Source organism: Nocardia sp. NPDC051787 (assembly GCF_040681325.1).
Lineage (GTDB): Bacteria > Actinomycetota > Actinomycetes > Mycobacteriales > Mycobacteriaceae > Nocardia.
In genome coordinates, this window is record NZ_JBFAYO010000020.1 from 21,440 (window position 1) to 35,837 (window position 14,398).

The window sequence follows — 14,398 nt, forward strand, 5'->3', positions numbered from 1 at the left end:
ATGTCTGTTACTGATCTGTGGGCATGGATAGATCCGAGAATTCTGACGGCGCTGAACTTCTTCGACGAGTACAACGACAGCAACCCGGACGGGATGTTCGAGCTCGCGGAGGTAGTGAGATTCTTTGCCGACGAGGTCCGGGCACTTTCTCCCGAACTGAAGGACACCGTCGATTCTGCACTGAATTACGACGTGCTGTACGGAGACCTGGCCGATACGGTACGCAGCCAGCTCAATGACCTCATCTCGGGGGAGCTTTCGTTCGAAAACCTGGCCGTGGGATTCGATGACCTCGCGGATTTCATCGAGAAGGCCGCCACCCAGATCGAGTACGATCAGATAGTAAAGGCGATCATCGCCGCTATCACTGCTCATGCGATCATCAGGCTCTTGATGGTTGCACCACAGTGGGCTGCGATGATCATTCCGACATTGCTCGGCTGGGGCCGGAAGGCCATCGCCGCAGCCGGGGTGCGGTCGGGGGAGACACTCGCCCTGATGGCGGCAACGCCGGGACCGCGAAATTCGCTTCTGCCATTGTTCAAGGAGATCATCATCGGCCCCGGCTTGAAAGCCGGCGTAAAAATGGGTGTCATCGGAGCGGCCACAGACGCGGGAATCCAGCTTTATCAGAATGCAGTCGGCCATCGGCAGGGTTTCGACGTATGGCAATTCTTCGGCACATTGGTGCAGTGGGCAGCGGGCGGCATGGTCGGCGTCTCGGTCGCGAAACAGGTCGAGCGGTGGCTGAGTCAGAGCCTGTCGATGATGGTCCGGAACACGATCTCGGGCGCGGCCGGTGGTGCGGCCGGCGCGGTCGGCATGTGGACCGCAGGCATCATGTACCAGGCGGCCATGCAGCTGGGGCAGAACGGTGCTATCGATTTGGGCGCCATCGACTGGACGTTCCACAAGGAACTTCTGTTCGGCGGTGCCGCAACCGGGGCCATGCATGGTGCCGCCTCGGGCATGCGGGCCGAGCTTGCGATGGCGCAGCCATATCGGCAACCGAACAGCGATGGTGCGGTATCTGCGCCCAAGGCCGATGTGCCTGCGCCGGAATATGGGACGAGGCATGAGGCGGAGCAGCTGTTCCGCACCCTGCTACGCGAGACCCGAATAAACGAACACGCCATGACTGCCGAGCAGCGAGCCTTCTCCGAAAGCATCGCGAAGGAGGCCTCCGCAGCGTACGAGGACATCAAACGCAGCCATGACGCCGGTGAGCCGATCGACCTTGCTCCGCTGAAGAACCTGCATCGAGAGGCGGGCGCGAGCACCGGCGCGCCCACGGCGTCGGCGGCTGCCACCTCGTCATCCGCAGGTTCGAACACTTCGGCATCCTCTGCGCACACCGCACCATCAGCAGGCACGACGACATCGTCTACCACTGCTACATCCGCCCCGCGGGCCATCGCAGCGACCCCGGCGGAAGGTGTCGGCGCGAAAGGCGCTGCACCGAAGGCGCCTTCCGCACCCAGTGAGGCCGGAGCCGGCAAGCCCGGTCCATCCGGTGCCGCGTCGGTGGATGGCACGCCGAGATCGAATGTGGCGGCCGGACCGCAGGACGCACCAGGTGCCGCCAAGCCGGGCGGCGCCGACGCGGCGCCGGATCCGCGGGTGCCCGCCGGAGCTGTCCCGGAACGGTCTAGCGCGGTCCCAGAATCGTCTGTGAGCGTGGAGATTCCGCGCGGACATTCGGCCGGCACTATGAAGGCGGCAGATGCGGTCGCGGCGGCAGCAACCAATGCAGGTTGGTCTGGTAGGGCGGTCGAAACGTTGCGTCAGGCGGTGGCCGGAGACGTGGCGGGTGCCGTGGACGCCGGCGGTCCGGTGCGGGTCGACGCTGCGATGCTGCCGGACGGGCGTCTGCGGGTGGATGTCACGGTGACGAACGGCCAGGCGGCGACGATGTCGCGGCCGGGTGGAGCTTTGCGGTCGTTGCCCGACAGCAGCATCGAGGTCGCTTCGGCGAATGGTGCCGAGCGGATTCGGTTCGAGATCCCCGAACCGAACAGCGGCCGAGTCGATTTCACCGTGCAGATCCGGGCCGGTGACGAGGCCGGACCACAGCTCGAGCCGGTGCTGGCTCCGTTGCGGAAGGCCGGAATCGACCCGTCTCGTATCGATGCGATCGCCGCGGCGTTGGGCGAGGTGGTCGAGCACGCTGCGGCCCGCGGTGCCGGGTCAACCGTGCGGGGCGCGGTCATCCCTACCGAGACCGGGCAGGTCGGGCTGTTCGTGAACGTGTTCGCCAGCAGCGGAAGGGTTTCGGCCGATGTGTTCGACGGTCCGGAGGGCCGGAACTTCCCCAAAGCGCGCGCCGCGGCCGACAGCTTCCGGATCTACCAGGAGGAATGGGGCGGCACACGGTATCAGATGCGGTTCGACGAGCTGCCGATGCTGTTCACCGAGATGCCATCCGGCAACCATCCGATGGAGAGCCGGACCGGCTTGTCGGCCGGGCCGATGGCAGAGCTGATGTTGCGGCAGAGCATGGCGATCCTGCTGCGCGGTGTCCTCCCTCCGCCTCTGGCCGGCGAGTCGGGTTCCTCGGCGGTGTCGGTGATGGGTGGTGCCCCGGCAGGGCCGTCGCGGGTGGCGGACATGTATGCGGCGTGGGCGTTGTTCGAAGCGGCTCACCGTCTGGTGCAGACAGGGTCCCCGGATGCGACGATCCCGGGGGAGACGGCTCGCGCCGGTGTGGCCCCGGACTCGACCCCCAGTGCTGTTGAAGTCCGGCGGACCCAGATAGCGCCACCATCGGAAGCCAGTGGCCCCATGACAGATATCCGCTCGGCGATCGAAGCGGTGGAGGCCAGGGCACGGTCGGAGTCGATTCTGCAGCGGCTCTACCGCGAGGCGCATCCGGACTTGTTCCCGGAAGGGCCTGCACGTACGCGCGCGGAGACGTTCCTGGGGGAAGCTTCGCGGACCGCGAATGGCTCGCCGATCGACGGGCGCGTGCTGAGCGACGGCGAACGACTGGCGCGACTGGAACAACTGGCGAAGGATTGGGACGCCGGAGCCGCCGGGATTTCGGATTCCGGTGTCGTGGGTAGGAAACCGGATGCGGTATCCGGTGCGATCGGATCGAATACCTCCCACACGGTGGTTTCCGGAGACGCGGCCGGGGCAGCGGATGCGGTAGCGCGCCTACTGACCCGTGCCGGGTGGCAGCTCGAGCGGGTTGCCGAGATTCGGCAGGCGGTTGCCGATGCGGTCGGTGTCGTGGATGCCGACGGTCGGACACAGGTGGAGGGGCGGCAGCTCGGAGACTCGGTGCGGGTCGACATTATCGACACCACCGGCCATGCTTCGGCGCAGGATGTATTCGGGAAACCCGCTGACCGGCCCTCCACGCGGATGCACAGTGTCGAGCCGATACCTGTTGGTGGGCAGCGGTTTTCGATCGGATTCCGGGCTGCACCGGATCCGGCCGGGGTGGGCGTTACTCCGGGTGATGCCGCCAGCGCGGCGCAGGCGGTGTACGAAGTCGGTGTCCGGCTGGCCGAGGCGGGGGTGTCACCAGACGAGGTTTCGCGGATTCGAACTGCCGTCGGCGAGGCCATTGAAGTGGTGTCGCAGACTGGTGGGCCGGTGCGGGTTGAGGTGCCGCAGGGCGAAGGTGTGCGCGTCGACATCATCGATGTCGAGGGGCGCGTTGATCTGCTGGATCTGCTGAACGAGAACAACGGATGGTTGACGGCGCGGGGGGCGGCAGCGGGACTCGAGTTCGAACCCATTCGCGGTGGCGGCCACCGCATTTCGATGCGTTTCGATGGTGAACAGGCGCGGCCCGATTCCGGATCTGAAATCGCCGGCCAGCAGAACAAACCCGCCGCCCGGACAGGAGGCGACGGTTCGAAGTCGGCGTCGGGCGGCTCGACCGCAGGACCGGGAAGTGGCGGCGGAACCCGCACCGCCACCCGGATGCCCGGGATCCGTTCTTCGGATGCGAGCCCCTCTGTTCCCCAGCGGACGGATCTGGTGGAGAACGTGCTTGCCGGGACGAAGGACGCCGGTACGGATATCGCGGCCAAGGCCGACGCCGCGATGCAACGGCACGGGTGGTCGCCGGAGCAGGCCGGGGAACTGGCGAACAAGATCGGGAATGCCGTCGACACAGTGGTCGGCAGTGGTAGTGCAGCATCAGCAAAGATATCGATCTACGGTGATCACGGTGTGTGGGTCGAGCTCACGGCCGCCGCCGGAAGAAAATCGGCCGATGTATTCGGTTCTCCCGAATCGGAAGAGGGTGCCGCATACACGACGATGCAGACCCGCACAGCGAAGTACCTTGGTGATGGGGGTGTGCGGTATCGGGTCTTCTTTGTATCGGCGGGAGCTGATGACGACGATCAGCGCGACGATGTGGCGCTGCTCGAGGATCATGCTCAGGAGCTGATCGCGGCCTTCACCGCTGCCCCTTCCCCCGAGGTAGCCGAGCAAGCACGGAACCTGCTGCGGTTCTATAAGAACCCCACCGTCCCGAGAGACCGGTTGGCGACGATGCTGGCCGTCTACGAGTCGATCGATGAGCTTCGCGCCGCTGCTTCCGACGCCGCGGCCGCGCGGGCCCGCGAGCTGCTGTCGCTGGTCGGCATATATCCGGACAATCTGCGCACCGAACTCGGGAACGAACTCGCCTCGTATGAGGCCGCGACAGTCGCCACCCTGGCGGAGCAGCTGTCGACCGATCCTTCAGCCGAGGTCGTGGACCGAGCCCGGGAGCTGGTACGCGAGCGTGGCCTGTCACCGGAGCTGCGGCAGGCGCTGGTGCAGGCGCTGGCAGCGGTCATGGATGCCGAGGCCTGGGCCGAGGTCGAACAGCTGCGGCTGCGGTGGGATGGGACCGCGGCCGAGATCAAAGCCTGGCTCGAAGAGCGGTACGGTGTCGAGGTTGTCGGCCTGGATGGCCGATACTTCATCCCCCGGGACTTCGTGGCGAGGGAGTTGTTGCGCCGGCTATCGGCGCTGCTGGGGCGGAACCCGGACATCGCTCAGGCGCTGCCACGGATATTCGTGGGAACACACTTCCAGCATTGGAGCACGGGTTTCCGGGCTGGTCAGAAATCTCACTCGGATATCGCCGGCGAGGATCGTGCCTTCCACAGCGATCTGGCCCGGCTCTTACTCGATGCCGGGGACGGACGGGCGCGAAAAGCTGTTGTCGACAAGCTGACAGAGGCCTTCAGCGCAGCGCGTCCGTACCTCGAAGACGCGGATGAGGAAGAAAAGGCCCGCGCCATGCGCGCATGGGTCCGGGAAAAGCTCGGACCCGACGCTTTCCCCGGCGAAAAGCTCGACGCCACAGCGGTGATGGCTGTGGTGGTCGACCAGATGACACGGCAGCAGGACAGCGTGTCGGACCTGGCGGCGCAGTTGTATGCCTTGCTGATCGAGCAGGCGAGCGAGTCGTTTACCGAGCAGGCGCCTCGCAGCGGCGGGCTGGGGACCGCCGAGGAGGTGAAGGCCGCACTCGACGCCATGCGTACGGAGATTCTGGGCGCACCGGATCACGACGACGACATCGATGAGCTGAGCGCCCAGATTCGCGGCATCCTCGAATACCTCGACGCGGTAGCCGAATACGCCGAGATCTACCAGTCCGCAGGACTGGGGTTCCCCATGGCGACCTTCGACGAGCTGCGCCAGAAGCTGGCGAAGGCGTATGAAGCCGCCGAAGCGGATGCACAGCAGGTTGCCGATCTGCTGAACAAACTATCCGGTGATTCGGCGCTCGAGGCCGTAGACACCGCACTGGACCTGGTTCGCCGCGACTACCTGTCGCGCAATCAGCGACGAACGTTGCGTGAAGCGGTTCTCCCCTACCTGGACACCGAGGAATGGACCGAAGTAACCGAACAGGGGCTGCAGGACGAGGGAACCGCAGCCGAAATCGCGGCGTGGATCGAACAGCGCTACGGGGTCAAGGTGTTCGGATTCGACGCACCGTACTTCGAGTCACCGGACACGGTCGCCCGAAACTTCCTGCAGCGGCTGTCACAGCTGTTCTCGCTGTATCCCCGTCTGGCCGCCGGAGTTCCGCGGATCGTCGTCGGGAAGAGCTTCCTGGAGTGGAGTCGGCGTTTCCGTACCGGCGCCACGCCGGAAGCCACGCAGTTCGCGGCAGACGAACATACCTTCGTTCGAGAACTGCTCAGCCTGCTGGTCGGCTCCGCAGGCGAATCGATCCGGAACCTGGTGGCCGCCGGGCTGAATCAGGGATACCGGAGGTATGTCGACGAGCAGAGTGAGGGGCTGCCGTTCTATCAGCCACCTGGTTTCTATTCCTGGGTACAGGAGCGGATCAAGGCCCCGATCATGCGCGAGGGCAACCTCGATCCGATGGCGGTGCTGGTTGCGGTGGTCGAGCAGATGACGCGGCAGCCGGAGGACGTGCCGGAACTCGTCACCGAACTGCACATCCTGCTGGGTGATGCGATCCCCACAGCTGCCGGATATCAGCAGTACAAGAAGGCGTATCACGCCCTGCTGAAAGAGATTTACCCGTACCAGGATCGCCCAGTCGGCGACATCGACGACGATTTGCGTGCACTTGCCCGCGACATCGTCGAAAGAGCCAATGCGGAATTCGCGGCGGGCGAAACGGCTGCCAGGCAACGCAGTGGCGTTGACCAGGAATTCTCCACTGCGGTATTCGACGCTTTGCGCGCACAGTGGCAGCGTGCGCTTGTCGGAGCGGACCACATCACCGAGATACCGAAGGTGAAGCAGCCGCCCGCTGACAGATCCGGCGAACCGCTTGCGCTCACCGAACTTCCACATGCTGCCGAAAGGGCAAGGGCGGCGTCGGATGCCGTCACACAGCGGCTCTACGGCTATATCGACAGCCGGGTCCCGCAGGGAACCGCCCGGAAGGATGCCCACCAGGCCCTGGCCAACAAGATCCTTCAGGTCAATACCGGAGTCGACGGTCAGCCGCCGACGGAATCCGAACGGTTCGCTGCCCTGGTGCATATCGAGCGTGAGCTTCTCGAGTTGTTCGCGAACGATGCGGACGCGCTGCTCGACCGCATCGCCGAGACGGAACTGCAGGAGGCCACGGAGACCGAGTCGCACGATGGGCCGGAAGTGGAAAGCTCGGCACCGGCTCCGAAATCCGACCTGGAGTCCGCCGATGCCGGCGGGGACCAGTCCGGACGAGCGGCACCTACGGCTACGCAGACCGACAATCCGTCGGCCGGAGATGATGCCCGCAGACGCGGGCCGCGCGGGCCGATATGGCGACCTGGCGAGCCCTGGCCGCCGCGGAAGTTGCCGGCGGAGATCGGATCGACGGCCTCGCATCGTGGCCTTTCCGGTCACACCGAAAGCCGGGCTTCCGCACCAGTCGAAACCGATGAGGGGCCAGAGGTTCTCACCCTCGAGGAGATGTCGGCCGAGTGGGAAGCACTGTCCGGCCGGTTCCCGTGGTTGGAGGTGCGCAGCGCCGCCGCGGCGGAGTTCGACAGTGACAGTTTCGGGCGGGTGCAAGCCGTGCTCGAAAACGGTCGGCTGGTGGTGGATGTCGTCCTGAACGCGCGGCTGCTGGCGGACCGGGAGTTGTTGACCCAATCCGTCGTGGAGCGCGGCGGTACCCCGGAACATCCGGGACGTTTCGCCGCCGCTTTCCTGATCGGCGCTGCGATGGACAGCACCGTCGCCGGCCGCCGCTTCGACGGCCTGGCAGATGTCGAACTGTTCGAGCAGTACTGTGCGGCGACGGATGTTGCACCAAGCAGGGCGGGAAGCCTGAAATGGATAATCGACCAGTTCAGTCCGCGCAGTACCCGTGACGGCGCGCCGAATCTGAGGCATGCGGCGGCGGAGTCCCTCGCCCGCGTCGCCGTTGCCGCCACCACCGATGCGTCCGCGAGCCCGGCCGTCGATACGCTGTGTGCGCTACTTGTTGCCGAGACAAGTCGTGCGCTGCGTGTGGAGACCGAGCAGGACCTCGATCCGGACCCGGGCGGGCGCAAAGCCGCCCTCGTCGCCGATGTGTGGGACCGGTACAAGGTGCGGCTCGTGGGGTTCGTGGAGCGGGCGAGGGTACCCGTGGAGACGGTCGAGCAGATCGTCGAAGCGCTCGCCCGCATCAGCCGCATGCACCCGGATCTGATGCCGGCGGAAATCTGCGTGGAATGGCTGAGCCGCGACGCGGTGGCCGCCGCGTTCGACTACACCACCGACGGGCAGCGGTGGGGGGTGGTCGCGCTGGATGTGACCATGGCAGAGAATCCCGACCTGTTGCGACGCAAGACTGCCAAGGACATTGCCACCGGTTTTGCTGTCGGTTCGGTCGAGAATCCCTGGTACGCGGTGATTCTGCACGAACTCGGGCATTTCGCGCACCAATCCGTGCAACAGCGGACGGACGCGGAGGTAGCCGGTCTGCAATGGGAGGCCGACCGCCTCACCAGCTACAGCTTGCGGGACGGCGACCTGAACAAGCCGGAAGCGTTTCCCGAGGCTTTTGCCGCAGCGGATCTCCACGGTGAGAACATCTCCGAGGAACAGCGGTCATTGGCGGACACGCTGGACCGGGCCCGGGCAGCGGTCGGCACCGAGCCTCTCGGCACACCACCACATCCCCTTGGCGTTCACACAGTGGATGGCGAGCAACGCCTGATCGTGCGCAGTCATGCCACTCTGCGGGGCGGCGAACTCGATTCGACTCTGCGCGACTGGGGGTACGACGACCTGCGGCCTACGTTGCGCTACTTGGTGTGGCTCGGATGCAACGACTTCGACGGCCAGACCGTGGTCACTCGCCCGGAGGGTGCTTCCGGTCCGCTGCGTTTCCGGGCCACCGCCGAAGACGGCGCCACGTGGCTACAGCTCTCTGTCCGCGGCGAGGCGAACAATCGCCGACTGATCGCGACCTGGACGATTTCCGCTGGCGAAAGGGCGGCCTTGATCCGCCAGGTCGAACAGTTCATGGATGACTGGGCCGATCCGCGTCAGATCAGCGACGCGACAGAAGCAATTGGGCAGGCATTCGGCTACGGCGGCGGTGAACTCGTCGCCACCTGTTCGGGTGCGTATCTCGACCGGGTGGTGACGATCAAGGTGTCCGGTGTGCCCGGCGCCACGTGGACGTTCCGCGAATCCGGTGACCGACGGGATGGCGGTAACGCGGGCCTCCTGAGACAAAGACCAGACGGGGATGGTGCTGGTGTCGCGCTGGGCGAGTCTGAGGCCGACGCCCACGAGGCTCCGGTGTCGTCTGTCGAGGAGCTGGTCACCGGGACCGACGCGGCCGTCTCGAACGAGAACGACGCCACGCAGCCAGACCCGGGCGGTGCGGACACAGGTCGCGTCGGCGGCACCGACACCGAGCGAGGCGGCAGGCCCGAAGGCGGGTCCGGTCGTCGGGATCGGCTGGGCGGTTGGAGTGGTCCCGACCGCAAGTTGATGCGGGGTCCGGAAGCGCATCCCAACATCCGGAGGTTTCCCGGGGACGCGGTCGACGGCGCCGAATCTGCGGCGCCGGATCGAAAGAAGGTCGACTGGGAGCAGGCCGGATCCGCCGGAGGTGTTGAGCCAGAATTGATGTCGGAGTCCGGCAGTAGGCAATCGGGATCGCAGAGCGAATCCGGTGGCGACATCGCGGCGGCACGGGCGGCGGTGTTGGATGCGCTGGCGGAGGCGGCGGAGGCATATCCAGGTGTGCGCGGTCTGCTTGAAGGTGGGCAGCCCGATCTGAGGGCGGACCTGTTCGAACCGGACAGGCACTTGCGCGCTTTGCATGCGATTCTGAGCAACATTCCGCTGAACCTGCTTGTGGCGCAACCTGATTCGGAGTCACCGTACGACCGGTTGCGCAAGGCGGTGGCGGCCTACCACCGGTTCCCGCTGGAAGACATTCGGGCAGACCAGACTTCCGCGCGTTCGGCGGCGGAGCACAGTGCCCCGGAGGATATATCCGCCGCGGACCAGGCCGAAGCCTCGCCCGGTCCTGTTTCGCGTGAGGTTGCTTCGGCCGAGCCAGACGATCCGTCGTCGATGCGGCAGGCGGCGGCTTCGGATGATCAGGAATCCGGACGGAATGGTCACGGGGATGGTGAGCGTTCTTCGCGGCCGGAACCGGACGGAAGGGTGCTGCGGAATCTGGGTTCGGTTGCCATTATCAGCGATCCCGGCGAACAGCTCGAGCACCACGGCGGGGCGGCGTCTGCGGTGGTCGAGCACGGTGGTGCGCCCGTCAGCTTGGGTGTGGTTTGTGACCCGCTGCCAGGGAAGACGGGTATCGGACAGGTGGCGCAGGCCGCCGCTGACGCGGCTCGTGAGCATCTGGAAAGCTTGCTGCGGGATTCGGATCCCGACCGATTCGATGCGGAACAGGCGGTGCACGGCGCGCTCGAGGCGGCACAGCGAGTGGTGCACGCCGCGGTCGCACCCGGATACCTGGTGGGGGCGAATCCGCAGGCCTGCTCGATCGCGGTGACACTGGCGCGGCCGGGGCAAGTGACGGTGGCGTGGGCCGGTGACGTCCGGGTGTACGCATTCGGGGACGCCGAGGGCGGGTCGGGACTGCTGACCGAGGACCACACTGTCGTCCCGGTGCATATGAAAGGCGGCAAGTCCGAGGCAGCGGCGCTGCGGATGCCATTCGCCGGTATGAGGTTCTGGGCGCTGGGCAAGGAAGACCGGGAGTTCGTCCGGGATAACGCGGTGCGCCCCCGTGCGGGTGTGCCGATGGGCACGGAGTTCATCCGCAGTTTCGCGATCTCCGGCGAGTGCACGATCGCGATCCTTTCCCGTGGTATGTGGAACGCCGGTGTCGCGGATGCTGAGTGGTCAACGCCGGGGCTGGCACGGATAGTCGGTGCGGCTGCCAGCGACGTGGCCGGTCAAGCGGTCGAGCTGGGCAACGCCGCGCATGCCTTCGCTCACAGCGACAACGGCTACGTCGAGCTGAACCGGGTCGGCGTGCTTCTGCAACACCCACCGGTCTCGGTCGACACGCAGCGGGAGCGTCAGACGCGCCGGCCGTTCCGGCTCGGGGACGGCAGCATGGAAGGCCCACAGCATTGGACGCAGCTGCGTTCCGGCGAGGAAGAGTTCATCGCCGAGCAGTTTGCCGCCGAGGCTGCTCGCCAGGCAGCCCGGGATGGCCGGGCAGACGCCAGTCCGACGGAGTCATCAGGGACCGGGTACGCCGAGTGGGAGTTCTCGCTGGGCACGACCGAATCGGTCGATCATGTGGTGCACCAGATGAAAGCGAAACTGTCCGGTCTGCCGGGGTGGAAAAACCCGTTGTCGCAGGCCGTCATCGCGGCCGCGGAGGCCATGCTGCGGTCCGTGCCCGAGGGCACGGCGGCCGTGCATCTGGGTGCGGAAACCGGTCTGCGCGTCGGTATCGGCGAATCACACCGGCTCGAATTCGGCGTCCGCGGGGCGAACGGCCGGTCGGAACTGACCGCGGACCTGACATCCGAGGCCGCCGGTGCTGTCCTGGGCGCGCTCGCCGCGGTCGGATTCACCGACGCGCCGTCCAGGTTCCGCGCGTGGGCCGCACCGGCTTTCGGCGACTCTCCGGTTCGGATCGGTCTGGTCGCTCCGAGCGAGGCGGAGATGGCGCGGCGCTCCACGGTGGCGATGGGCGGGCGCGCAAAGCATCGCGCTGTTCTGACCGTCGGCGCGGATGCGACGCGCATCGACTTCGATCGTGACGGAGGAAGCACGCGGTTCACCGCGATGGCCGGCCAGCCCCATGGCAGCAAGAAATTGGGCACGATCGTGGAGTCGCTGGTACAGCAGGCCCAGCCGCGCACCGACGCCTCCTGGGTGAAACGCTGGGTCGCCGAGGGTGTGGGTTCCGGATCCGTGACGGTTGACTGGCGGGCTGACGGATCGGTGACCATCGCACTGCTGGATGGACACGGCCTCGAGTGGAACACATTGTCTTCCAGTCAGGATGGGCGATGGGTGGTCTATTGGGATGTCCTGTCGGGCGACGGTCGGCGGGAGTGCGACATCGCGGTGAAACAGCTGACGGCGGCGTGGGGGAGCGGCTGGCGAGACGGCCTCGATGTCCGGCCCGTGCTGGAGGCGTGGTTCGGCATTCTTGCCGAGGGCGGAATTTTTCGGGCTGAGTTGTCCCGCACGGCCGCAGCGGATTCCGGACGGCACAGCAGTAGGGCGCAGGAGCGTTCCGGGCCACCGCGCCGTCGGCTCCGGTTGGTGAACAACTGGAACTCCGAGGACGCCGTCACCTACACCGAACCGCCGCCTCCGCTGGGCGTGCTTGATCGGACGGAGGCGGAGATACGGGCGATCGACCGGCAGTTGCGGGACGCCGAGACGGCCGCGCAGAGCATCCGCGCCAGGATCGATGGCGACAGCCATCAACGGTGTCTCTCCGATTTCAAAACCATTGCCGCGCTACAGAGGTCGATCTCAGCCGCAGAGCAGGGCAACAGCGAGGTCTCGGGCCTCGGCGAGTTGCTCCGTGAACATCTCGCGGCATTGAGCCAGGAATTCGCGGACGGCACCGACGGCATCGAGCAGCAGGTCGACACGTTCCTGTCGCTGTGGAAGTCGAACGACCTGGCCGCATTGGACGACGCACAGCGGACGCTGACCATCCCCGCCGCGCGCGACACGCTGCTGCTGCGAGGTCTGAAGTTGCGCGGTGACCGGCTCCGGTCCCGGAGAACGCTGCTCCGGGATGCGTTGGACCGGCTGGACACGGACCCAGACCTGCGGGCGACCCTGGACGCAGGCGATGTCGAGTATGTGTTCATCGGTGAGGGTGGTGTTGAAGGCTGGTATCCGATCGGCGGTGAGGATTCCGCCACCGCCGCCGCGAAGGATCCGGAGGCGCTGCTCGATCAACTGGTGGGACAGCAACAAGCGGACGGTGACTGGGATCTGTCGGATCTCGACGACAGGCAGCTCGCGGTCCTGGTCGACCATGTCAGGCGCGATCAGAGCCTGCGCAAGGAGCAACTGGAACGCCTGTTGCGGCCCAACCGCTACGCCGATAGCCCCGAAAGCGATCAGCAGCGGGTGTACCAGCAGGTGACGAAACTGTTCCGCGGTGGCCGGAAGGCCATCAAGGCTCGTCTGATGGGCGAGGTTGCTGATTCCGGTGCGCGCCACGAGCTCTCGAATTCGTCCTACACGCCGCGTGATCGCTTCACCGTCCCGGCGGAGGCCGAGCTGTTCGACGGCGGTCTCGACGCCGACACTGTCTATGCGGCCGTGCGGTCGCTGTTTCTCGACGGCGTCGAGGCGTCAGGGCAGCTGGCCGCGCTGCGTCTGTCCGACCTGGCCGGTGATTCGGAGCGGCTCGGTGCGGCTGTCGATCTCGCGATCGATGAGGCGCAGCAGCGGTACGAGCGGGCCGTGACCGAGGCCGACCTGCACCAGAGGAGGAAGCAGTGGAGCCTGCCGAAGGCAGGGAAGGATTACGACTTCGCGCGTGGGCGGCTTCGGGAGCTGATCGATCACGTTGCGGCGCTGCGGGATCGCGAGGACGCCGCGACCGCGCGGCTGCTGGGGATCCTCGAGGTCACCAAGGAGGCACTGGCGGCTCTGGGTGTCCGGGCAGCACAGGCTCCCGCCTATCGGGGAGTGCTCGCCTGCTGGATGTTGGACTCGCTGATCGACGAGATCGAGGCCGCGGGACCATATGGCTGTAAGTGGACCGTTCGGCTGGAGAACGGCGTCCTCGTCGTCCGGCTCGTCAAGAACCTCGAGGACCTCGGCAAGAATGCGCTGGGCCCCGTCAAGAAACCGCTCGACGAACTCGCCGGAATCGAACAGGGGGTGCTGCTGGACGAAGTGCTGAAGGGGCGTGCGCATTTCGTCATGCTGGCCGATCCGATGCACGAGCTTCCCGAATACGCCGAGCACCTCCGCATCGGAAAGTCCGAGAAATTCCTCGTTGAAGGAAAGGATGAGGACGGCCGCTACCGCTACACCCGCGCCGGGCAGGAATTCCTGGTCAAGCTGGAACTGTTGTTGCGATCGCGCGGAATTCCCGGGGGTCGCCTGCTGATCATCGACGAAGGCAACGTCCTGACCGACGATTTCCTCCCCTATGTGTCCGAGCGTGCGGAACAGACCGGCAGGGTTTCGATCTTCTACGCCTGTCCAGACCATCCCGGCACTCGCTCGGAGGTCCCGGGCAACTGCGGTGAACCGATCCGCGGTGGGCGCGGTGCAGCGATACGCCGCGGCCTGCTATGTGGCAAAACGTTGAGCCGCTTCCTCGACTACGGCAGTGGTACAGCAGAATTCGATGATGACGATTGTGTAACGCTGGACGCGGCCAAATACGCCAGCGACGAGCACGCCCTGCTGCGCAATCGCAATGCGGCGCATCTGCTGATCCTCAACGACCACATGGCCGACCAGATGGAGGCGGTCTCGACGCTCAACG

Annotated in this window: 1 protein-coding gene (only partly in view); it reads left to right on the plus strand. The window is 66.1% G+C overall.

Going from position 1 to position 14,398, the window contains the following annotated elements; translation table 11 throughout:
- A protein-coding gene (locus AB0M45_RS21745) for a glycerophosphodiester phosphodiesterase family protein (protein WP_364331931.1) crosses the window boundary here: on the plus strand, positions 1–14,398 show its 5' portion. It continues 79,079 nt past the right edge of the window; only the first 14,398 of its 93,477 coding nucleotides appear in the window; it begins with the start codon at positions 1–3; its stop codon lies off the right edge, out of view.